The organism is Acidovorax sp. KKS102 (assembly GCF_000302535.1).
In the GTDB taxonomy this organism is placed as follows: domain Bacteria; phylum Pseudomonadota; class Gammaproteobacteria; order Burkholderiales; family Burkholderiaceae_C; genus Acidovorax.
This window is the reverse complement of sequence record NC_018708.1, coordinates 5,092,434-5,114,958: the sequence shown is the minus strand read 5'-3', so window position 1 is coordinate 5,114,958 and position 22,525 is coordinate 5,092,434. Positions and strand designations below refer to the sequence as shown.

General features: G+C 65.4%; 19 protein-coding genes. 5 read left to right on the top strand and 14 right to left on the bottom strand.

What is annotated here, in order from left to right:
• Positions 1-101: 101 nt before the first annotated feature.
• From C380_RS23515 to mdlC, 3 genes are all read right to left on the bottom strand, one after another.
• A complete protein-coding gene (locus C380_RS23515) occupies positions 102-1,040 on the bottom strand; it encodes a ketopantoate reductase family protein (protein ID WP_015016344.1) in 939 nt (312 codons plus the stop codon).
• A gap of 112 nt (positions 1,041-1,152) precedes the next feature.
• The gene (locus C380_RS23510; RefSeq protein WP_015016343.1) at positions 1,153-2,604 is read right to left on the bottom strand and encodes an aldehyde dehydrogenase; all 1,452 of its coding nucleotides are present in this window, start codon (positions 2,602-2,604) and stop codon (positions 1,153-1,155) included.
• Positions 2,605-2,648: 44 nt separating this feature from the next.
• A complete protein-coding gene (mdlC, locus tag C380_RS23505) occupies positions 2,649-4,250 on the bottom strand; it encodes a benzoylformate decarboxylase (protein WP_015016342.1) in 1,602 nt (533 codons plus the stop codon).
• 106 nt (positions 4,251-4,356) lie between these two features.
• On the opposite strand from mdlC, the gene C380_RS23500 reads away from it, so the two are divergent.
• Both C380_RS23500 and C380_RS23495 read left to right on the top strand, forming a co-directional pair.
• Positions 4,357-5,265: a LysR family transcriptional regulator gene (locus C380_RS23500; RefSeq protein WP_015016341.1), complete on the top strand. Its 909-nt coding sequence runs from the start codon at positions 4,357-4,359 to the stop codon at positions 5,263-5,265.
• A 320-nt stretch (positions 5,266-5,585) separates the two neighbouring features.
• On the top strand, positions 5,586-6,074 hold the full coding sequence (locus C380_RS23495) for an NUDIX hydrolase (RefSeq protein WP_015016340.1): 489 nt from the start codon (positions 5,586-5,588) through the stop codon (positions 6,072-6,074).
• A 36-nt stretch (positions 6,075-6,110) separates the two neighbouring features.
• Here the strand turns inward: C380_RS23495 and C380_RS23490 are convergent, their stop codons facing one another.
• The 4 genes from C380_RS23490 to C380_RS23475 all read right to left on the bottom strand — a co-directional run bounded on the left by C380_RS23490 (position 6,111) and on the right by C380_RS23475 (position 10,947).
• Positions 6,111-7,091: a tripartite tricarboxylate transporter substrate binding protein gene (locus C380_RS23490; RefSeq protein ID WP_015016339.1), complete on the bottom strand. Its 981-nt coding sequence runs from the start codon at positions 7,089-7,091 to the stop codon at positions 6,111-6,113.
• 36 nt (positions 7,092-7,127) lie between these two features.
• Positions 7,128-8,309: a tricarballylate utilization 4Fe-4S protein TcuB gene (gene tcuB, locus C380_RS23485; protein ID WP_015016338.1), complete on the bottom strand. Its 1,182-nt coding sequence runs from the start codon at positions 8,307-8,309 to the stop codon at positions 7,128-7,130.
• Positions 8,296-9,762, bottom strand: coding sequence for an FAD-dependent tricarballylate dehydrogenase TcuA (tcuA, locus tag C380_RS23480; RefSeq protein ID WP_015016337.1), 1,467 nt, complete (start codon positions 9,760-9,762; stop codon positions 8,296-8,298). The genes tcuB and tcuA overlap by 14 nt, the downstream gene beginning before the upstream one ends.
• Positions 9,763-9,954: 192 nt before the next feature.
• Positions 9,955-10,947: a LysR substrate-binding domain-containing protein gene (locus C380_RS23475; protein WP_015016336.1), complete on the bottom strand. Its 993-nt coding sequence runs from the start codon at positions 10,945-10,947 to the stop codon at positions 9,955-9,957.
• Positions 10,948-11,297: 350 nt separating this feature from the next.
• Between C380_RS23475 and C380_RS23470 the strand changes: the two genes are divergently transcribed.
• Positions 11,298-12,959, top strand: a complete 1,662-nt coding sequence (locus tag C380_RS23470; RefSeq protein ID WP_015016335.1) for an L-lactate permease — start codon at positions 11,298-11,300, stop codon at positions 12,957-12,959.
• Positions 12,960-13,080: 121 nt separating this feature from the next.
• On the opposite strand, the gene C380_RS23465 is transcribed toward C380_RS23470, so the two are convergent.
• From C380_RS23465 to C380_RS23455, 3 genes are all read right to left on the bottom strand, one after another.
• A complete protein-coding gene (locus tag C380_RS23465; RefSeq protein WP_043565811.1) occupies positions 13,081-14,145 on the bottom strand; it encodes a porin in 1,065 nt (354 codons plus the stop codon).
• Between the two features lie 88 nt (positions 14,146-14,233).
• The gene (locus C380_RS23460; protein WP_015016333.1) at positions 14,234-15,232 is read right to left on the bottom strand and encodes a tripartite tricarboxylate transporter substrate binding protein; all 999 of its coding nucleotides are present in this window, start codon (positions 15,230-15,232) and stop codon (positions 14,234-14,236) included.
• A 78-nt stretch (positions 15,233-15,310) separates the two neighbouring features.
• Positions 15,311-16,402, bottom strand: a complete 1,092-nt coding sequence (locus tag C380_RS23455; protein ID WP_015016332.1) for a 4-oxalomesaconate tautomerase — start codon at positions 16,400-16,402, stop codon at positions 15,311-15,313.
• Between the two features lie 189 nt (positions 16,403-16,591).
• Between C380_RS23455 and C380_RS23450 the strand changes: the two genes are divergently transcribed.
• On the top strand, positions 16,592-17,533 hold the full coding sequence (locus C380_RS23450; protein WP_015016331.1) for a LysR family transcriptional regulator: 942 nt from the start codon (positions 16,592-16,594) through the stop codon (positions 17,531-17,533).
• Complete coding sequence (gene mnmA / locus C380_RS23445) at positions 17,530-18,699, top strand: tRNA 2-thiouridine(34) synthase MnmA (RefSeq protein WP_015016330.1); 1,170 nt, start codon at positions 17,530-17,532, stop codon at positions 18,697-18,699. The genes C380_RS23450 and mnmA overlap by 4 nt, the downstream gene beginning before the upstream one ends.
• Positions 18,700-18,835: 136 nt before the next feature.
• On the opposite strand, the gene C380_RS23440 is transcribed toward mnmA, so the two are convergent.
• The 4 genes from C380_RS23440 to C380_RS23425 form a co-directional block, all read right to left on the bottom strand.
• Positions 18,836-19,549 carry a Bax inhibitor-1 family protein gene (locus C380_RS23440; RefSeq protein WP_015016329.1) on the bottom strand — a complete coding sequence of 238 codons (714 nt, stop codon included), beginning with the start codon at positions 19,547-19,549 and terminating at the stop codon, positions 18,836-18,838.
• Between the two features lie 104 nt (positions 19,550-19,653).
• Positions 19,654-20,229: a hypothetical protein gene (locus C380_RS23435; protein WP_015016328.1), complete on the bottom strand. Its 576-nt coding sequence runs from the start codon at positions 20,227-20,229 to the stop codon at positions 19,654-19,656.
• A 379-nt stretch (positions 20,230-20,608) separates the two neighbouring features.
• Complete coding sequence (gene ssb / locus C380_RS23430; RefSeq protein ID WP_015016327.1) at positions 20,609-21,163, bottom strand: single-stranded DNA-binding protein; 555 nt, start codon at positions 21,161-21,163, stop codon at positions 20,609-20,611.
• Between the two features lie 126 nt (positions 21,164-21,289).
• A complete protein-coding gene (locus C380_RS23425; RefSeq protein WP_015016326.1) occupies positions 21,290-22,468 on the bottom strand; it encodes an MFS transporter in 1,179 nt (392 codons plus the stop codon).
• Between the last annotated feature and the right edge of the window lie 57 nt (positions 22,469-22,525).

The window sequence follows — 22,525 nt, the reverse complement described above, 5'->3', positions numbered from 1 at the left end:
TGAAGGCTGACATTCGCCGCGGAACTTGGAGCGCTTGAACTGGCGCTTTGTTGGGCAGAACCATGAAGTTCGCTGGCCTGTGTACAGACACGCTGGTTAGCTCAATGCTTGGAATGGATTCCCGCCTGTCGCTCCTGCACGAGCCGCACAACCTGCAGCAACGTGCGTGTGCAGGGAACCGGAATGCCGAGGTCTGCAGCGGTAGTCACCACGGCGCCGTTGATCGCTTCGATCTCGGTATTCCGTCCGGCTAGCACGTCCTGCAGCATCGAGGGCTTGTGGCCCACGTGGCGTGCGATGGCGTCGGCCACGCGTGCCTTGCATGCTTGCGTTTGCACAGCGATGCCACGCGCCTGCGCGACGGCTAGCACCTCGTCGACCACGGCAAATGCCAGAGCCAGCCCGTCTTCGATGGCGCCAAGTTGGTCCACAGTGCAGTGGGTGGCAGTGCAAATACTGTTCAGGGCGGCGTTGAAGGCCACCTTTTCCCAGATGGCGGACCACACTGCGGCGTCTGCTGTACAGGCAAGCCCTGCACCATTGAGCGCCTGCACGACCTCGGCTACTGCAGGGTGGTCCCGTCCGTCTGCGGACATCAGGCGGACCAGGCCCTGGCCGTGGGAATGGACATGGCCAGGGCCCACCAGATCGGCAGGCCATGTGGTCACACCGATCAGAATGCGCTCGGCGGGCACATGCTGCGCAATGATTTCCGCATTGCCCAGCCCATTCTGCAAGGAGAGCACATGGGTATGGGCCCCGAGCAGATGGGCCACGCCAGCGAGCGCACTGGATGTGTGCAAGGTCTTGGTGAAGACCATGAGGAGGTCCGGCGCGCCGCTTGCCTGCGAGGGCGAACAGGCCCGAAGCGAACTCACGTGGCGATCACCTTGGTCCGTGTGCAAGCGAAGCCCCCTGGACCCGATGGCTTCGACGTGCGCAGCATTGACGTCCACGAGCGTCACGTCGTGGCCCGCCTCCGCAAGCAACCCACCGAACAAAGAGCCCATGGCACCTGCGCCGACCACCATGATCTTCATGGCGCGACACCTTGCGTGCAGGTTGATTTGAAAGACGTCATTGCATCAATTCCCAAAGAAGGCGCGGTTCGGTCATGCGAACCCGGACATGGGGGATGGTTTGGGCACCAGGTCAGAAGGGGTAGTGCCTTTCTGCGGTCTGGACAGTGATCCAGCGCAGGTCGGTGAACGCCTCGATTCCGACACGTCCGCCGAAGCGCCCCCAGCCGCTGGCTTTGACACCGCCAAACGGCATCTGGGCTTCGTCATGCACGGTGGGACCATTGATGTGGCATATGCCGGACTCGATGCGCTGGGCGACCCGCCAGCCACGTGCAGCATCGCCCGTGAACACTGCTGCAGACAGACCAAACGCGTTGTCGTTGGCGCAGGCGATAGCTGCCTCTTCCCCATCCACACGCACGATGGCCTTGACTGGCGCGAACGTCTCTTCCGCGTAGATGCGCATGCTCGCTGTCACATGGTCCAGCAGAGTGGCAGGCATCAATGTGCTATCGGCCTTGCCACCGCAAACGAGCCTCGCGCCCTTGCTCAGAGCGTCGTCGATGAGTTCGTTGACCCGATGCACCGTGCGCATGTCCACCACCGAGCCGAGGACCACAGGACCCTTACGGGGATCGCCCAGCGGCAAGGCCTGGGCCTTGGCTGCCAGCCTGGCCACGAAGGCGTCGGCAATCTTGTTGTCGACAACAATGCGCTCGGTGGACATGCAGATCTGCCCCGAGTTGGCAAAGGCACCAAACGCGGCTCCATTGACGGCGGCGTCGATGTCTGCGTCATCAAGGACCAGAAGCGGGGCTTTGCCGCCCAGCTCCAGCACCGACGGTTTTAGGTGGAACGCACAGCGCGAAGCGATGATGCGCCCCACATGGGTGGATCCCGTGAAGTTCACACGCTTGACTGCCGGGTGCGAGATCAGGGCCTCAACGACCTCGGCAGCGTCATTCGGTGCGTTGGTGACGAAGTTGACCACGCCTGGAGGCAGACCCGCATCCTGCAGCGCCTGGATGATCAGGCCATGGGTGGCTGGGCACAATTCGCTGCCTTTGAGCACCACCGTGTTGCCACAGGCCAGCGGGACGGCAACAGCACGCACGCCCAGGATCACGGGAGCGTTCCAGGGAGCCATGCCCACCACGACACCAGCCGCCTGCCGTGTTGCCAGTGCCAGGCTGCCCGGCACATTGGAGGGGATGACCTCGCCGCTGATCTGCGTGGTCAGCGCAGCGGCCTCCACCAGCATGTCCGCGGCCAGATGCACGTTGAAGCCGGCCCAGATGCCCGAGGCTCCGATCTCGCTGGCCATGGCGGATGCGAAGTCGGCGGCTTTGCTCTCCAGCGATTGAGCGGCCTTGAGCAAGAGGACCCGGCGCTCTCCGGGGGCCGTTTGGGACCAGGCGGGGAATGCAGCTGATGCGGCGTCCACGGCTGCGATAGCATCTTGCGGGGTGGCCGCTGGCGCGGTGGTCGCGACTGCGCCATCCAGCGGGTTGCTGCGCGTGAAGGTGGCGCCTCCGGTGGCGGTTCGAGCCTCGCCATTGATCAGCATCGTGATGGTGTTCATGCAGTGTCTCCTGAGTGAGTTATGGGTTGTTAAGCGTGGTGAGATCAGGCGACTACCAGTTCGATCAGTCGCGGCCCTTCGGCGTGCAAGGCAATGCGCAGTTCTTCAGGCAGGTTTAAAGGGTTGTCCACACGGCTGGCCTGCAGGCCCTGGCCCTTGGCCAACAGCACAAAATCCAGATTAGGCAAGTCCGTACCGGCAGGCTTTTCTCCCGCAGCGAAGCCGAAGACCGGGGCGAAGTCCTGCAGCGCCGCATAGCGCCGGTTGTTGAGAATCACGAAGGTGATGGGCAGGGCCAGTTGCGCGGCGGTGTAGAGCGCCTGAATGGAATACATGCTCGACCCATCGCCGATGAGCGCGATGGTCCGGCCCTTCAGGCCCCTCTTCTGCCGGCCCAGCGCCACGCCTACCGCAGCCGGCATACCAAAGCCCAAGCCACCACTGGCCATGGTGTAGAAGCTGTCCGCACCGGCCATGGGCAAACGCGCCTGCATCACACCCCGCGAGCCGGGAGCCTCTTCCACAACCACATCGTCTTCGTGGCGTGTTTCGTGCAGCACCTGAAGCGTATAGGCCACGCTCATGGGGCTGTCTGCCGGCACAGGTTCTGCGCGCGGCCTAACCGCAGGAGGCACCCGCTTCTTGGTGGTGGATGCCTCAAGCAAGGCTTTGATCGCAAGATGCAAGCTGGACACGAGGCTGTTGCCAATCGGCGCCCAGGCGGCGATCTGGGGGTCATCCACGATCTGCCACAAGGTGGCGCCAGGCGGAATGTGCGGACCATGGCCTTCGACGTGGTACAGGAACGCAGGGGCGCCCAGCACCAGCACCAGATCGTGATCCTGCAGCCGCTGCACGATAGGCTCACGCATGGCGGGGAGAAAACCACCAAAAAGGCGGTGCCCTTCAGGAAAGCTGCAGCGCGCGCTCATGGGAGCGGTGTAGACGGTCGCCTGGTGCGTTTCAGCCAGTTGCACCAGCCAATCCATCGCGCCGTCACGGTCCACGCCTGTGCCTGCCACGATAGCTGGGTTCTGCGCATTGTTGAGCGCCTGCGCCACTTGCTGAAGCACCTCGGGATCGGGTGCGATGCTGCGGCTGACCTTGCGCGGTACCACCCAGTCGGTGGTCTTTTCCCAGTCGTCTGCAGGAATTGACACGAAGACCGGCCCGCAGGGAGCCTGCATCGCCATGTGGTAGGCACGGGCCAGGGCCAGCGGCACATCTTCCGCACGGGCAGGTTCGCACGCCCATTTGACGTAGGGCTTGGGCAACTCCGTGGATTGGGCTGCGAACAGGAACGGATCGAACGGCAGCATGGAGCGTGCCTGTTGCCCTGCAGTGATGATGAGGGGTGTCTGGTTCTTGAAGGCCGTGAAGATATTGCCCATCGCATGCCCCACGCCCGCAGCGGAATGCAAGTTCACCAACGCTGCATTGCCTGTGACCTGTGCGTACCCGTCTGCCATGCCCACCACCACGGACTCCTGCAGGCCCAAAACGTAGCGAAAGTCTTGCGGGAAGTCCCGGAACATGGGCAGTTCAGTGGAGCCCGGGTTGCCGAAAATGGTGTCAATCCCGAGATCTCGCATCAATTGCAAGAATGCTTCGCGCACGGTTGGTAAGTGTTTCGAATGGTTGTGCATGGCGTTTCTGCAGTGTCTGCAGATGTAGAACAGCCCGCAGTTTCGGCATACCAAGAAAATTCGACAAGAATATGAGCCTACTAAGTGCTATTGGATAAACCAATAAATGGAACAGCTCGATCTGAACCTTCTGAGGGTGTTCGATGTCATCTATCGCACCCGCAATGTGAGCCGTGCATCGGAACAACTGGGGATGTCCCAGCCCTCGACCAGCCAAGCGCTGACCAGGCTGCGATTGGCGTTGGGTGACCCGTTGTTTGAAAGAACACGAGGTGGCATGCGCCCCACGCCTCGGGCCGATGACTTAGCGCGGTCGGTCCAATCAGGGCTGGCGCAGCTGGAGGCCGGACTGTCGTCCGACAACACCTTCAATCCGCACCATTCGACGACTGAATTGCGGATTCACCTCACCGACATTGGCGAGGCACGGTTTCTGCCGGAGTTGATGTCCGAGATGAGAAGAATTGCTCCTGGCATAGAAGTTCGCGCACGCGCCTGGCCGCAATCCGAGATTGGAATGGCCTTGGACAGTGGAGACATCCATCTTGCGATTGGCTTTCTCCCCGAGCTGACAACCTCCGTCCACGAGCAGCTGTTGACTGATCGCTACGTCGTTCTGCTGCGTGCGGGCCATCCGGTGGCCGAACAGATCAAGCGCAACGCCCTAACGATGAAAAAGATGCAGCTGCTGGATCTGGTCGCAGTGCGCTCGCACGCACAAACCCTTCAGATGCTTCGCGCTGCCAACCTCGACAGGCAGATAAGGCTCACGACCTCGACTTTCCTGGCACTGCCCGCCATCGTGAGAAACACCGATCTGGCGGTGCTGATGCCCAGAGCAATTGCCCGTGAGTTCCTGCCCTATGAAGAGTTCCTGCTGGTTGAAACCGATTTGCCGTTTGCTGTGTTCACCGTGTCGGTGCACTGGAGCCGGCGCTATGAACACAACCCTCTGGTGAAGTGGGCCCGGCAGGTTGTCTCACGTCTTTTCAAAGAGCAAGGGCCTCTGAAATGACCGCTCCTGCCGCGTGGGAGCGCCTGGAGTAACGCAATTTGTTCAGCAAACCGTCTATGCATTGACGTCAACAAAAATCCCCCGCAACCTGGACAAACGCACTGAACGCAGACCTATTTCAAGCCTCGGGGGATGTGATTGGTGACATTTGGGCGGCGATCACGGCCCGTGTTGTTGCGCATAGCGACGTCCGACTCCTAACACCATCGATCAAACCCTGTTGTAAGGCTTGACCACTCATCGCTTGCAAAAGCCACTCACTGTTCGCAGCAATCACCTGCATAAACCTCGCGTCACCGCCTCTCGTCATAATGCCCGCCATGCCCCACCGCTGGAAACCCAACGTCACCGTGGCCGCGCTCATCGAGCGCGAGGGCCGCTTTCTTCTGGTCGAGGAAGAGACCACGGATGGCCTCAAGCTCAACAACCCCGCCGGCCACCTGGACCCGGGCGAGTCGCCCATCCAGGCCTGCGCGCGCGAGGTGCTGGAAGAAACCGCCCACGACTTCGAGCCCACGGCGCTGATCGGCGTGTACCTCAACCGCTTCACCAAGACGCGCACGGGCGACGACACCACCTACCTGCGTTTTGCATTTGCAGGCACGCTGGGCACACACCACGACTGGCGCACGCTCGACACCGGCATCGTGCGCACGCTGTGGCTCACGCCCGACGAGATCCGCGCCTGCCCCGAGCGCCACCGCAGCCCGCTGCTGCTGCGCTGCCTGGAGGACTACCTGGCGGGCCAGCGTTTTCCGCTGACGCTGGTGCACACCGACATTTCGGTCACCGAGCCCGCTGCGCAATAGCTCTGCGCTGGCTGGGTGACGCGAGGTCTTGTGACCTCAGTCCGCGGTCAGCTTGCGTTCCTTGATGATGGTGGCCCACTGGGTCGATTCCTTCTTCATGAAGGCCGTCAGCTCGGCGCGTGTGGTGGGCTGCGGCGTGAGGCCGTGCTTGTTCAGTGCCTCCTTCACGCTTGGGTCGTTCAGCACCTTCACGATCTCCTGGTTCCAGCGGTCCAGCAGCGGCGCAGGCGTCTTGCCGGGGGCCACGAAGGCGTACCAGTTGAGCGCTTCAAACCCCGGGTAGCCCGCCTCGGCCACGGTGGGGATGTTGGGCATGTAGGACGGCCGCGTGAGCCCGGTGGTGGCCAGGGGGATGAGCTTGCCGGCCTCGATGTGCGGCAGCGCGGTGGGCGGCGCGGCAAAGTACGAGGTGACGCGCTCGCCCAGCAGGTCCTGCAACGCCGGGGCGCCGCCCTTGTAGGGCACGTGGGTCATGTCGATGCCCGCGCGCTGGTTGAACAGTTCACCCGCCAGGTGCGATGCCGAGCCCGCGCCGGTGGAGGCAAAGTCCACGCTGCCGGGCTTCTTCTTGGACAGCTGCACAAACTCGGCCAGCGTCTTCACGCCCGCGCCCTTGTGCACCACCAGCACGTTCGGAAAGTTCACGCCGCCCGACACGGCGGCCAGGTCCTTGAAGGGGTCGTAGTTCACCTTCATCAGGTGCGGCGCAATGGTCAGCGGCCCCACCGATCCGAGCAGCAGCACCGAGCCATCGGCGGGCGCATTGGCCACAAACTGGTGGGCGATGTTGCCGCCCGCGCCGCCCTTGTTGTCCACCACCACCGACTGGCCGATGTTCTCGCCCAGCTTCTTGGCGATGAGCCGCGCCGCCGCATCGGCCGCGCCGCCTGCGGCAAAGCCCACGACGAGCGTGACGGGCTTCTTGGGCGGGAAATCCTGCGCGTGGGCTGCGCCAGACAGTGTCGCGACAGCGGTGGCAAGTGCCAGCGCGCTCATCAAGAGGGTGCGTTTTTTCATGGAGGTCTCCTTCATCGTGGATGGTGGGTGCGGGGATCAGTCGGTGCCGAGGCCGATGGGGTTGGGCTGGCGCTTCTCCACCGCATGGCGCAGCAGCGAGGCGGTGCGGAAGATGCCGTGCGCAAACTTGCCGTAGGGCATGGTGGCAAACAGTGCCATCACGGCGCCCAGGTGCAGGCACAGCAGCAGCGGCAAGGCGGCGGTGCCGCGCGCGGCCCACAAGGCCAGGCCGCTGGTGGCGGTGAGGAACAGCAGGGCGATGAAGGCGCGGTCCATGGGCTTTTGCGCGGCGTCGCCGTGTTGCGGGTGGCGGCGCAGGTTCAGCCGCCACAGGCCTGCGGTGCCCATCGCCAGGCTGATGCCGCCCACACCGCCCAGCAGTTTGGGCAGGCTGGGCAGGTCGTACGGTGCGGGTGCGCCCAGCAGGTAGTGGTACAGCGTGGCCACGCTGGTGGCCGCAAAACACAGCGTGAACCCGTAGAACGTGAGGTGGTGCATGCGCCTGCGCGACAGGGTGTAGGCGTCGTCCTCGTTGTGGCAGCCGTCGCCGTGGCCGCCATCCAGGTACTTCAGACGCAGCACCGCGTCGGTGGCCTCGGCCGTGGCGGGGGCGCTCAGCGGCGCGCCGCTGGTGGCGGGCGTCACGTCGCGCCAGAAGCGGCGCACGCCCAGGCCCAGCGCCAGCACGGCAAACAGGAACACGGGTGCGAAAAGGCCCACCAGCAGGTTGTGCGGAAAGATGCCATAGAAGCCGCCCACGGGGGCCTGCCACAGCGCGGCAATGCCCTGGCCGTGCAGCGCCACGGCCAGCAGCAGGAACAGCGTGAGCCCTGCGACCAGCGCCAGCGCCAGCGTGAGGCCGTTGCGCTGGTAGAGCTGGCCCAGTGCGGGCGGCCAGGCGTAGTCGGCATAGGTCTGGCCGCGCACCTGGGCCATGGCCTGCGGAATGTTCACCGCAAACTCGTGCGGCGGCGCGTACTGGCAGGCGTGCAGGCAGGCGCCGCAGTTGTGGCACAGGTTGGCGATGAAGTGGATGTCGGCCTTGCCAAACTCCAGCCGCCGCGTCATGGCCGGGAACACGGCGCAAAAGCCTTCGCAGTAGCGGCAGGCGTTGCAGATCTGCAGCTGGCGCGCCACCTCGGTCTCGGGCGCAGACAGCACGATGTCGCCATTTGCCAGCGCCCGGGCGTCGCGCGTGAGGGCCTCAAGCGTTTGCATGGTTTGCTCCTTGTTTTGTAGCGTTTGAGGCATGTTCGACTAGCGCTACCGGCCGTTTGGAGGCCAAAGCTGCCTGCGTGCCCGCAATGCGGCCAAACGCGGTGCCAATGCTCATGCCCACCCCCGCGGTGTAGCCCTTGCCCAGCACGTTGCCGGCCATCATTTCGCCAGCCACAAACAGGTTGGGGCTGGGCTGGTTGTTGAAGCGCACCGCAGCCGTGTCGTCGGTGTGCAGGCCCAGGTAGGTGAAGGTGACGCCGGGCTTGAGCGCATAGCCGTAGAACGGCCCGGTGTCGATGGGCCGCGCCCAGTGCGTCTTGGCGGGTTCGACGCCTTCGGTGTGGCAGTCGTCCAGCGTGGTGTGGTCAAACTGGCCCACGCGGCAGGCAGCGTTGTAGGCATCGAGCGTGCGGGTGAAGGTGTCCACGGGCAGGCCCAGCTTTTGCGCCAGCTCGGGCAGGGTGTTCGCCTTCACGCCCGGGAACACGGGTGGCATGAAGCGGCCGATGGCCTTGCTGTCGATGATGGAGTAGCCAATCTGCCCCGGCTGCTGCGCCACCAGGCGGCCCCAGATGGCATAGCGCTTGGGCCAGAAGTCCTCGCCCTCGTCGTAGAAGCGCTCGCCGTTGCGGTTGACCACCACGCCCAGCGACACGCAGTCGATGCGCGTGCAGATGCCGCCGTCGTACAGCGGCGCGCGCGCGTCAATCGCCACCATGTGCGCCTGCGTGGGGTCGCCGATGCGATCGGCGCCGTGGTCATCCAGCAGGTGCTTGAGCAGCACGCCCTTGTTGTAGGCCGTGCCGCGGATCAGGAAGTTGTCGGCCGGCCACTCTCCCCGCTCGTTCTGGCCCCAGGCCTCGCGCAGCCATTCGCGGTTCGATTCAAAGCCGCCCGCAGCCAGAACGCAGCTTTTGGCGGCAATGCGCTCGCCGTTCGCCAGGTGGGCGGCGACGAAGCGGCGGCCGTCCATCTCGATGCGCTCCACAGGCGCTTCGTATCGGATCTGCACGCCCAGCTGCTCCGCGCTGCGGTAGTAGGCATTGACCAGCGCCTTGCCCCCGCCCATGAAGAACGCGTTGGTGCGCGCCACATGCAGCGTGCCCGCCAGCGCGGGCTGAAAGTGCACGCCGTGGCGGCGCATCCAGGGCCGGCAGGTGCTGGATTCGCGGATCACCAGGCGCGCCAGGTGTTCGTTGGTGAGGCCGCCCGTCACCTTGAGCAAGTCCTGCCAGAACTCTTCCTCGGGGTAGGCGTCGACCAGAACATCTTGCGGCGCGTCGTGCATGCAGCGCAGGTTGCGCGTGTGGGCGGAATTGCCGCCGCGCCAGGCGCGCGGGGCGGATTCGAGCAGCAGCACGCTGGCGCCCGCCTCGCGTGCCATCAGGGCGGCGCACAGGGCGGCATTGCCGCCGCCGATCACCAGCACATCGACCACAGCATCGCCGCTCATGGCCGGTGGCTCCCGGCGGTGTGCTGCGAGCGGGGGAATGAAGAAGGGGGTGTGGGGCCCATGGGGTGTCTCCTGGCGTGGTCGCCGTGTCGTTCATCGGGGTGATGGCGACTGTAGGGAGACGCAGGCCCGCTGAGCAGCGGGTTCAGGTCATGGGGGTATCACGGATCGTGATGGCTGCGGGGTGGCCGCTCAGGCGCTGGTGTCTTGTCCGCCTATCCATGTCGTGCCAAACCACTGGCCGCTCGTCACCAATTCACGCACGCAGTCCGTCAGCACCACCCGCGCGGCCAGCGCAGCGGGCGAGAGTTCTTCGTCGGGCAGGCTGCACAGCAGGTTGACGCGGCGCGCGGGCGCGTCGGTGAGGCGTGCGCACTGAAAGCGCTCGGCCGCATCGGGGTAGCGGCCCATGGCGGCCCAGGGCTGCACGGTGGAGCCCAGGCCCGCGTCCACGGCGGCCATCACCATGGCAAGCGAGTCCACCTCCAGCACCACGTGCGGTGCCACGCGGTCGCGGGCAAAGGCCGTGTCCAGCGTGCTGCGCAGGCCGTGTGGGCCGGTGGGCAGGATCAGCGGCTCTTGCACCAGCTCGGCGACGGTGATGGTTTCCGGCAGCTGCCGGCCACGGGGGTGGCCGGGGCCCTCCCCTCGGTCACGGGCGCAGATGAGGAACAGGTCCTCCTCCAGCAGCGGCGCCATGTCCCAGCGGCGCGCGCCGGTGGCCTGCTGCGCCTGGTGCAGGCGGGTGTCGAACAGCACGGCCAGGTCCAGCTCGCGCGCATGCAGCATGGCCGTAAGGTGTCCCGACATGCTCTCCACCATGTGCAGCCGCACGTCCGGGTAGCGTGTGCGCATGGCCTGCATCAGCGGCAGGCCCAGCACGCCCGACGTGGTGGGCGCCAGCCCCACGGTGACAGTGCCCGACAGCCGCGCCTGCTGCGCTGCGCGCACGGCCTGGTCGGCATGGCGCAGGGTGAGCTGCGCCTCGCGAAAGAACGCCAGCCCCGCCTCGGTGGGCGTCACGCCACGCGGCGTGCGCTGCAGCAGCCGCGTGGCCAGCTCGCTCTCCAGCCGGGTGATCTGCTGGCTGAGCGCGGACTGCACCACGTCCAGGTCCAGCGCAGCGCGGCTCATGGAGCCTTGCTCCACCACACGCACGAAATAGCGCAGTTGTCTCAGTTCCATGGCGCCCTTTTGGTCATGCGGCACTGTACTCCGGCGTGTCCGTTGCCCCCGGGAGCACTGATACACCGGTGCCGCCACTCGCACCTGACTCGTTGGCGACTGCGTGCGGCGCGCGCAACGCAGCACTTTCAGCAGGCTGACGCCGTTGCTCCGGGTAAACACGCAGTCCGCGCATCCGGGGCGCGTCAATTCCCTGTGGAAGCTGGGGACTTGAAATTATTTGCACCGCCGGTGGACTGCATTTCAAGAGCGCCACCAGCGCTTTCCCGAAGAATCCGCCGGCGAGCTGGCACAGGCGAATGCTGCGCCCGCATCTTTTCACTTCAACCCTTTCCGAACGGAGACAGGCCATGATCTGGCAACAAATCTACAACCCGGCGGGCAATATGGTTGTGTCCACCGCACTGGCTGCGATCCCGGTGATCATCATGCTGGCCGCCCTGGGGTTCTTTCACATCAAAGCCCACATTGCTGCGGGCATGGGGCTCGTCGCAGCACTGGTGGTGGCCATATTTGCCTATGGCATGCCTGCCGACATGGCTGGTCGCGCCGCTTTGTATGGCGGCTTCACGGGGCTGCTGCCGATCGGCTGGATCGTGCTGAACATCATTTTTCTGCACCAGCTCACGGAGCAGAACGGCAGCTTCAAGGTGCTGCAGGACTCGCTGTCCAACATCACGGAAGACCGCCGCATCCAGCTGTTGCTGATTGCGTTTTGCTTTGGCGCGTTCTTTGAAGGTGCCGCCGGTTTCGGCACGCCCGTGGCGGTCACTGCCGCGATCCTGATCGGGCTGGGCTTCTCGCCGCTGGCCGCCTCGGGTCTGTCGTTGATTGCCAATACGGCCCCCGTGGCGTTCGGTGCCCTGGGCACGCCAGTGATCACGCTGGCCAAGGTGCATGGCTACGATCTGATGGAAGTGACGGCCATGATCGGCCGCCAGTTGCCCTTCTTCTCGGTGCTGGTGCCGTTCTGGCTGATCTGGGCATTTGCCGGGCGCAAGGCCATGTGGGAGATCTGGCCTGCCATTCTGGTGGCCGGTGTGTCGTTTGCCATTCCGCAGTTCCTGGTTTCCAACTACATCGGCCCCGAGCTGGTGGACATCATTGCGGCCATCATCTCCATGGCGAGTCTGATCGCGTTCCTGCGCGTGTGGCAGCCCAAGAAGATCTGGATCTCGCCTTCGATGCGGGGCCACGACCCAAGCGCTGCCGAAGCCAAGCCTGCACAGCCGGTCGTTCGCTACTCACGCGCCCAGCTGATCAACGCCTGGATGCCTTGGCTGATTCTGTCGGTGTGTGTGTTTGTCTGGGGGCTGCCATCGGTGAAGGCAGCGCTCAACGGCATCTTCGCCCCGGCTTTCCCGATGGACGGGCTGCACAACCTCATTGAGAAGATGCCTCCGGTGGTGCCCAAGCCCACCAAGGAAGGCGCGGTCTACACGTTGAACCTGCTGTCGGCCACCGGCACGGGCATCTTGCTGTCCGCACTGATCAGTGCCCTGCTCATGCGCTACAGCCCGGTCGCCATCGTCGGCACGTTCTTCCGCACCATCTGGCTGGTGCGCTATTCGCTGCTGACCATCGTGCTCATGCTGGCCCTGGGTACGCTCACCCGCTACTCGGGCACGGACACCACCCTGGGTCTGGCATTCGCCAACACCGGCGTGTTGTACCCCTTCTTTGGCACCCTCATGGGGTGGCTGGGTGTGGCGCTGACCGGCTCGGACACTGCGTCCAACGTGCTGTTCGGGGGCATGCAGAAGGTGGCGGCCGAACAGCTGGGCCTTTCGCCCAACCTCATGGGCGCCGCCAACAGCTCGGGCGGCGTGATGGGCAAGATGATCGATGCGCAGTCGATTGTTGTGGCCTCTACCGCCACCCGCTGGTTCAACCATGAAGGGGACATCCTGCGCTTCGTCTTCTTCCACTCGATCGCGCTGGCCTGCCTGGTGGGGCTGTTGGTGAGTCTGCAGGCTTATGTGTGGCCCTTCACGTCCATGGTGGTGCGATAGCGGGTCGACAGACTCTCCCTTCCCGCCCCCTGCGGCGGGTGTGCTCCGCGCCAAAGGGAGCTTTGGGGCACAAGCCTCCAAAAGACCTGTGCCCAGCGCCCGCCGTATCGGCCTACAGGGCTCAGAACGTGTGCACCACACCGGCGGAGATGCCGGTGGCCGTGGCCTTGTTGGCCGTGCCCTGGAAGCCGTTGCGCCAGCGGGTGTTGTCCAGTTCGGCATACACCTTGTTGCGGCGCGAGAGCTTGTACTCGGCAAACGCCACCAGGCGGCCGTAGCCGTCGTCGGCCGCCCCGGTGCGCGAGCGGTCCACCTTGTAGTAGGCCGCCGTCAGGTCCACCCACGGCGTGGCTGCCCAGGTGCCACCAGCGGACAACACGCGCTGCACGGTGAAGCGGCCTGCGGCTGTCTCGGCCTTGTTGCGGCCGGCGTTGGCGGCCAGGCGCACACTGCCCCACTGGTACGCGGCGCCCAGGGTGGTGCCGTCGAGTGATCGCTTGTTGGCGTCGTTGAAGCTCTGGTAGGCGCCGGACACCACAAAGCCGTCCGCAGCCCACGCCAGGCCCACACCGCGTGACGATAGAGCCGAGGCCTGCGATGCGACTTCGCCCAGGCCCCACATGGCACGTGCGGTGAAGCCGCCGAACCGGCCCGTGTACTTCAGCGAATTGTCCAGCCGGTAGGAGCCCGAGTTGGCGCCTGCGCTGCCGTATTCGATGCCAAGCCCATGCTGGCTCAGCGCCGTCACGCCGATGTTGGGGTTGAAGCTGGCAAAGCGCATGGCCAGTGGGTCCACGGGCGAGATGGCGTCGGCCAGCGTGGTGGTCTGGCGGCCCAGGGCCAGCGTGCCCCAGCCGCCTTGCAGGCCGACCCACGAGGCGCGGTCGAAGTATTTGGTGGCATTGGCCGGTGCGCCGGTGTCTGCGTTGAGGCCGCTCTCCAGGTTGAACAGCGCCTTGGCGCCGCCGCCCAGGTCTTCGCTGCCCCGCAGGCCCCAGCGGCTGGTGGTGTGGATGCCGCTGCCCAGGCTGTGGCTGGAGCCGGCCGTGGGCGCGTTGGATGCGGACAGGCCGCTGCCGTTGCGCAGGCCCAGGTCCACCACGCCGTACAGCGTCACGTCGGTGCCTTGTGCCATTGCGCAGTGGCCGATCAGTGCAGCGCAGGCCGCTGTCATCCTTGTTCTCATCTGTGTCTCCGCTTGTTGAAATGTGGGCACGCGTGCCGCGCAGGGGCGGTGGCGCCCGTCTGCCTCCCAGAGCCGTCTTCGCCGGGGCTCAATCGGGGGTGAGCTGGGCCTTGACCACCACGCCCTTCCACTTGGCGAGCTCCTGCTTGACGGTCAGTGCCAGTTGCTCGGGCGTGCTGGTGTCCACCACCGCGCCTTGTTCCTCGATGCGGCGCACCACGTCCTTGTCGGCCAGTGCGGTGTTCAAGATCTTGTTGAGCAGGTCGATCACCGGGCGGGGTGTCTTGCCGGGTGCGAACAGGGCATACCACTGGGTGATCTCCACCCCCTTGATGCCGGCCTCCTCCAGCGTGGGCACATCGGGCAGCAGCGACGAGCGCTTGGGCCCGGCCAGCGCCAGGGCACGCAGCTTGCCGCCCTTCACGTGCGGGTAGGCGGAGAACAGACTGGGAAACATCACCTGCGTCTGCCCGGCCATGGTGTCGTTCATCGCGGGCGCCGCACCCCGGTAGGGCACATGGGCCATCTGGGCGCCGCTTTCCAGTTTGAAGATCTCGGCTGAGAAATGCGGGGCCGTGCCGTTGCCGGCCGATGCGTAGTTGAAGTCATGGGGCTTGGCCTTGGTCAGCGCCACCAGCTCGCTCACGGTCTTGGCGGGCACCTTGGGGTTCACCACCATCAGCGTGGGCGAGTAGCTCACCATGCCGATGGGCTCGAACTGCGTGATGGGGTCGTAGCGCAGCTTCTGCAGCGCGGGGCTCATGCCGTGGGTGCCGATGTAGCCGAACAAGATGGTGTGCCCATCGGGTGCCGCACGGGCCACGTATTCGGCCGCAATGGCCCCGTTGGCCCCGGCCTTATTCTCCACGATGACCTGCTGGCCCAGCAGGGTGGAGAGCTTGATGGCCACGACGCGCGCCATGCCGTCGTTGCCGCCCCCGGCGGCGGTGGGCACGACCAGCGTGATGGGCTTTTCGGGATAGGCCGCATGGGCGGTGCCTGCGGCCCAGAAGGCGCTGGACGCGAGCGCCAGTGCCGCCGTGGCCAGTGCCGTGCGGCGCGTGGTGGAGTGAATGGAACGGGTCATGGTTTGTCTCCTGTCGTAATGGTTGGAATCGTTGAAGTCGTTGGGCGGGCGCTGCGCAAGCTGCGCCCTGAAGAGCGCTCAGTGCGCGGGGGCGCTTTCGGGTACGAACAGCGTGCCTTCCAGAATCTTTCGGGCGGTGCGAACCAGCGCGGCCTGCACCAGCTTGAACTGGCCATCCACCTCGCTGAGTTCCACCTCCACCTGGATGCGGCCTGCCGGGTGTTGCACCTCTACGCGGCGCAGTCCGGCGGTGGGCGCATGCCGTTCGTCGGTGGCCACCGTGCCCGGCAGTACCGAGGCCGCCGCCACGCCAATCGCGCCCGTGACGGCATGCGAGCGGTGGCACTGGTGGGGGGTGAAGTAGCGCGACACCACGCTGCCTAGTGATGTGCCTGGCGACAAGATCACCGGCTTGGGCAGCACGCTGTGGGTCACATCGCCCATGCCCATGCGCTGACCGGCTTCGAGGCGCACGGTGTCCAGGCGGGCGAGCAAGGCGGTGTTGGCGTCCAGCTCGGCGGGTGTCTCGTCGCCGCGCAGGCCCAGGTCGGCGGCGCGCACCAGCACCATCACTTGCGCTGCGTCGATGCAGGTGACCTGCAGGCCCCGGATGGTGTCGATGCGCTGACCGGTGGGAAAGATCTGCCCGGTGACGGCGCCCCAGGCATCCAGGAAGTTCATCAGCACCGGGGCGGCCGTGCCCTGCACGCCGTCGATGCGCACATCGCCGTCGTAGTGCACCTGGCCGCCCGCAGTGCACACCTGCACGTCGATGCGGGAGCGGGTGTTCACGTTGTAGACGCGCACCGTGGTGGTCTGGCCTTCGCGGTCTGCAGGGACCAGCCCCTGCTCGATGGCGAAGGGCCCCACACCGGCCAGCATGTTGCCGCAGTTGGGGCGGGTGTCCACCCGGGCCTCCTGCACGCTGACCTGGGCAAACAGGTAGTCCACATCGCAGTCGGGCTGCGTGGAGCGCGAGACGATGGCGACCTTGCTGGTCAGTGAGTTGCCGCCGCCCAGGCCGTCGATCTGCAGCTCGTGCGGCGATCCCAGGGCTGCAATCAGCGTGCGGTCGCGGGCCTCAGAGTCGCGCGGCAGCCAGTCGGCCAGGAAGAACGGCCCCCGGGAAGTGCCGCCACGCATCAGAACGCAAGGAATGTTGGTGCTCATGGGTCGGCATGGTGCTGCGCCGTCGATGATCTGTGAATTGCATTGTTGGCAACGATTGATGCATGCTGTGCAATAGGCTGTAGCGGCTTGTACATGCTCCAATCTCGGCCGTGAATTGCAATGTTCTGATCGTTTGATGCACGGCTTACAACGCTGCCAACGCCCTGAAGCGCACACTAAGGACGCCCGATGAACAACAAATTCGACCTGGCCGACATCCAGGCCTTTGCGGCGGTGGCCGAGCTGCAGAGCTTTCGCGCGGCGGCCGACGCCATCCACCTGTCGCAGCCCGCGTTCAGCCGCCGCATCGACAAGCTGGAAGAAGCGCTGGGTGTGCGCCTGCTTGACCGCACCACGCGCCGCGTCACGCTCACGGCCGTGGGGCGTGACTTTGCGCGCAAGACCCGCGTGTGGCTGGACGACCTGGACGGCATGCTCATGGGCCTGGGCGATGTGGCCGCGCGGCGCATGGGCGAGGTGACCATTGCCTGCGTGCCCTCGGCTGTGTATTACTTTTTGCCGCAGGTGGTCAAGCGCTACCACGAGCGCTTTCCGAAGATCCGCGTGAAGGTGCACGACGCCAGCGCCAACGAGGTGCTGGTGGCCGTGGCACAGGGCGATGCGGACTTTGGCCTGAACTTCATCGGCAGCCAGGAGGCCGAGATCGAGTTCAAGCCCGTGCTGGCTGAGCGATTTGTGGCTGCCTGCCGGCGCGACCATGTGCTGGCGCGGCGCAAGAAGGTGAGCTGGGCCGAGCTGGGCCAGCACGACTTCATGTCGGTGGGCAAGACCTCGGGCAACCGCCTGCTCATGGACCTGGCGCTGGCCAACGTGCCCGACCGGCCCCAGTGCCTGTACGAGGCCAAGCATGTGACCACGCTGCTCGGCCTGGTGGAGGCGGGCCTGGGCGTGGCGGCCGTGCCCAGCCTGGCCATGCCGGGCAAGGACCATCCCACGCTGGTCAGCATCCCGCTCGTGGAGCCCATCGTGACGCGGCAGATGGGGCTGATCAAGCGCCGGGGCAAAACCCTGTCGCCTGCCGCGCAGCAGCTGTATGACCTGCTGGTGGCTACGCGTTCTGCGCGCCCGCGCAGTGCCCCGGCGGCATCAAAAATACAATCGGGGCAATGACTTCCCCTACCAAACAGCGCGTTGTCGTCGGCCTTTCCGGCGGCGTGGACTCGGCCGTGACCGCCTACCTGCTCAAAAAGCAGGGCCATGAGGTGGTCGGCATCTTCATGAAAAACTGGGAAGACGATGACGACAGCGAGTACTGCTCGTCCAACATCGACTTTGTGGATGCCGCCGCTGTGGCCGATGTGATCGGCATCGAGATCGAGCACGTCAACTTCGCGGCCGACTACAAGGACCGGGTGTTTGCCGAGTTCCTGCGCGAGTACCAGGCAGGGCGCACGCCCAACCCCGACGTGCTGTGCAATGCCGAGATCAAGTTCAAGGCATTTCTCGACCATGCCATGCGTCTGGGGGCGGAGAAGATCGCCACCGGCCACTATGCGCGCGTGCGCCACAACCCGGCCACGGGCCTGCACGAGCTGCTCAAGGGGCTGGACCCAAGCAAGGACCAGAGCTACTTTTTGCACCGTCTGAACCAGGCGCAGCTGTCCAAGACGCTGTTCCCTGTGGGCGAGCTGCACAAGACCGAGGTACGCCGCATCGCCGAAGAAATCGGCCTGCCCAATGCCAAGAAGAAGGACTCCACCGGCATCTGCTTCATCGGTGAGCGGCCCTTCCGCGAGTTTTTGAACCGCTACATCAGCCATGCACCCGGCCTCATCCTGGACGACCGGGGACGCAAGCTGGGCCAGCATGTGGGCCTGAGTTTCTACACCCTGGGCCAACGCCAGGGCCTGGGCATTGGCGGCGTGAAAGAAAAGGGCGCGCAGCGCGGTGGCGGCGCGCACGAGCCTTGGTTCGTGGCCCGCAAGGACCTGGAGAAGAACACGCTGCGGGTGGTGCAGGGGCATGACCACCCCTGGCTGCTATCGCACCGCCTGGTGGCGCAGGACGTGAGCTGGTGCGCTGGCCAGGCCCCGGCACCTGGCACCTATGCCGCCAAGACGCGCTACCGCCAGCAGGACGCCGCGTGCGCGCTGGAGGCTGTGCCCGACGGCTTTGCGCTGCAGTTCCCGGACGCCCAGTGGGCCGTGACGCCGGGGCAGAGCGCGGTGCTGTACGACGGCGATGTCTGCCTGGGCGGTGGCGTGATTGCGGCCGTGGAAGGGCTGCCGCAGCCCACCGGCAATGCGCCTGCTGTGCAGCCGGCCATGGCCCGTTGATACTTCAAAATTGATAGCTGTTAGGGCAATGGAATCTAGCGCTTGCGCCTGATTTGTCTTGAAACTCTCTTTCCAGATGCAAAAAAGCCGGGGCGGTGATCGCTCCGGCTTTTTTGTGGGGCGGTGCCCTGGCGTGTCAGTCGTCGTTCATGGCCAGGCTGATCAGGATGCGCAGCACGTACCAGAGCATGAGCGCAATCGATGCGAACAGGTGCAGCGCTGCGCCGGCGGGGCGGTCTGCAGGGTAGTCATGGATGATGCGCGAGGTGTCGTACAGCACACAGGCGCCCGCAAACAGCACCATGAGTCCGGAGAACCAGATGCCCAGCTTGAAGCCGAAGATGGCGCCCGCGATGATGGTGCCCAGTGCCACCAGGCCCGCCACCTTCAGGATGCCGCCCAGGAACGAAAAGTCGGTCTTGCTGCTGAACGCCGTCCAGGTGAGCGCTGCCACCAGCAGCAGCGTGATGAAGGCGGCAGCGCCAATGGCGCCGGGCACCAAAAGCTGGGCAATGCCGAACATCGGGGCAAAGATGAGCCCTTCCGCCAGCACGTAGAGGCCCAGGCCCATCAGCTGTGTCTGAGGGTTGTCCGAGTTGTCGGCCAGGTGCGATGCCAGCCAGCCCACGAGCATGAAAGCGCCCATGACCCCCAGCCACAAGAATTTGCTGCCGCTGGCCATGAGCATCTTGGCCGCGGCGGTGGAAAGTCCGCTCACCATCAGCACCGCCGACAGCACGACAAAGGCCAGAATGGCCACGCCCAGGTGCTTGTAGGTGGAGACGATGAAATCGCGCCGCTCCATCGGAGCGCCCGCAGGGGTTTGTGGCGAAAGTGCGTTGGGGTTCATGGTGTGGTCCTCCGTAGTGAGCGCTCAGGTTGGCGCAAACGATGGGAGGAGCGCGCCCCGGGCGCTGCCCCTCCCTCCCTCTCTCTTTTTATGGGGTATGGCCGTCAGGCGGCGGCCAGCTGGTGTGCTTCGTCGGCGGCGCGCAGCTTGCGGTTGGACCACACGCCGGCAGCCCCTACCAGGGTCAGCAGGATGGCGAAGATCCAGGTGCCTGCGCCGCTGAAGGATTGCGCGGAGGAGGTGGCTTCGGCCTGCAGGCGCTGCTTGGTGGTGTCGTAGCTGATGACGGTCGCGCCACCGGTCGAGACTTCATAGACTAGGTCATGGTCGCTGCCGTCCACCAAAGCGGTTACTTTTTCATCGATCAGGTTGCCCACCAGCTGCTGTGGTGTGCTGTAGTCGATGCGCAGCTTGCGTGCCTCGGCGCCTGCGGTGTCGGGCTGGACCGTGATTTCGTAGTATTTCTTGGTCGCGCGGCGCTTGCGCTTGACGGTGACTTCAGAGGCCTGGGTCACCGTGCCGGACACGGTTTTCAGGCTTTCGCGTGCCACATAGGCGTGGCCGTCTTCCGCCTTCCAACCGCTGTACACCGACAGTGCGATCAGCCCGGGGCCAGCCAGTAGCAGCAGCCACGCATAGCCAGTGACAAATATCAAAATCTTGCGCACGAACCCAGGCATCACGACCCTCTCTCTCTTTGGAATATTGGTTTTTGGTAATTGCTGGCCGCCGGGCTTTGCACCTCTTTGGCGCGCCAGGCAGCGATGATCTTTGATATTTCCGTATCGGATGTAAGGAATTGTTGGTGTGTGGCGCCTGCGCCGAACTGGACAAAACTGAGAAGCGGCGCGCACCAGCGCCGTTGTAAAAGTCATCACCTCCAGGCGCTGGTTAGCCTTGGTAAGTTGGGTTGACTCCAGCACCTCTTGTTGCGAGTTGCTACGTTTTGACGCCCACAAGCGACGGTTTCTAGGGGGTTACCGGTGCGTGGCGCACAGGCAAAAAAAAGCCCGCACCTTGCGGATGCGGGCTTTGGATTGAATCCGGTGCCGGAGGCTGTCAGAACGGGATGTCGTCGTCCATGTCGTCGAAGCCGGAGGCCGCGCGCGGTGCCTGTGCCACAGGGGCGGGCGCCGGGCGCTGTGCGGGGGCGGCCATGGGGCGTGGCGCGGGCGCGGCACGGCGCGGTGCCTGATCGTAGCCGCCCTGGTCGCCACCGTAACCGTCGTCGTATCCGCCACCTTGTTGTCCGCCGCCCTGGCCGCCACCGCCCATGCCCTGGCGGCTGCCCAGCATCTGCATCTGGTCGGCGCGGATTTCGGTGCTGTACTTTTCGACGCCGCTCTGGTCGGTCCACTTGCGGGTGCGCAGGCTGCCTTCCACATACACCTGCGAACCCTTGCGCAGGTACTGGCCGGCGATTTCTGCCAAGCGGCCGTTGAAAACCACGCGGTGCCACTCGGTGGCTTCCTTCATTTCGCCGGTCTGCTTGTCTTTCCACTTGTCGGTGGTGGCAATCGTCACGTTGGCCACCTGGTCGCCACTGGGGAAGGTGCGCATTTCAGGGTCGCGGCCCAGGTTGCCGACGATGATGACTTTGTTTACGGATGCCATGGTGCTGTCTATGCCTTTAAGGGAGGAAAGCGCCGGATTTGGAGAGAGATTCCAGGCGCCAAACGCGTCATTGTGCCGCAACCCCGGGGGCAATGGCAGCCCGTGCGGGACGGCAGGGTCTGCCGTTCAGTGCCCGCCGCGCCCCACGGGCCGCAGCGGCCAGGTCAGCACCAGCCACAGGGCTGTGAGCGCCGTGGTCACCGCAAACAGGCCCGGAGCACCTGCCCACTTGACCAGCGCACCACCCAACGCACCGCCCGCAAACAGGCCCAGCGACTGCAGGGTGTTGTAACTGCCCAGCGCCGCGCCGCGCAGATGAGCCGGCGCCATGCGCGATACCAAGCTGGGCTGGCTGGCCTCCAGCGCATTGAATCCGCAGAAAAAGACGAACAGCAGCGGCCCCAGCACCCACAGCGTGGCCGCCATGCCGCTGGCTGCCAACAGGCCCAGCCCGGCCTGTACCACCAGCACCAGGGCGATGGCACCGAGCAGGGCAGCGCGCAGGCGGCCCGCGCGTTCCAGCCCAAACAGCCCCCCCATGGCGGCAAACGACAGCACCACGGCGGGCAGGTACACCTGCCAGTGGTGGTCCTTCGTGAGTCCCGCCTGCACCAGCATGGCCGGCACAGCCACCCACATGGACAACTGCACGGTGTGCAGCACAAACACGCCCAGGTTCAGGCGCAGCAGATCGGGGTGGCCCCACACATCGGCCAGGCGGCCCCGGGGGGCGTTTTGGTGCTGCAGCGGCTCCGGCGGCACCCACCACACCACCACCGCCACACCGGCCAGGGCCAGCGCACAGGTCAGGCCAAACAGCCCCGACAGGCCGATATGGGCGGCCAACACCGGGGCAGCCACCAACGCCACAGCAAACATCAGCCCGATGCTGCCGCCCACCAGCGCCATGGCCTTGGTGCGCACGCTGTCGCGGGTCTGGTCGGCCAGCAGCGCCGTCACAGCAGCCGAGACTGCGCCGGCACCCTGCAGCGCCCGGCCCACCAGCAGCCCGGTCAAAGAGTCCGCCAGCGCGGCCAGCAGGCTGCCGCCCGCAAAAACAAGCAGACCGAGCACGATCACCCGCTTGCGCCCGAAGCGGTCAGACGCGATGCCCAGCGGCAGCTGCAGGACCGCCTGCGTGAGGCCATAGATGCCCATGGCCAGCCCCACCAAAGCCGGGTCGTCCCCGCCGGGGTACTTGCGCGCCTCCAGGGCAAACACGGGCAGCACCAGGAACAGGCCCAGCATGCGCAGCGCAAAGATCAGCGCCAGGCTGACGCTGGAGCGGCGCTCCAGTGGGGTCATCTGGCTACTGGGGGTGGTTGGCCGGGAGGCGGCGGTGGCTGACAGGGAAGAAGAATC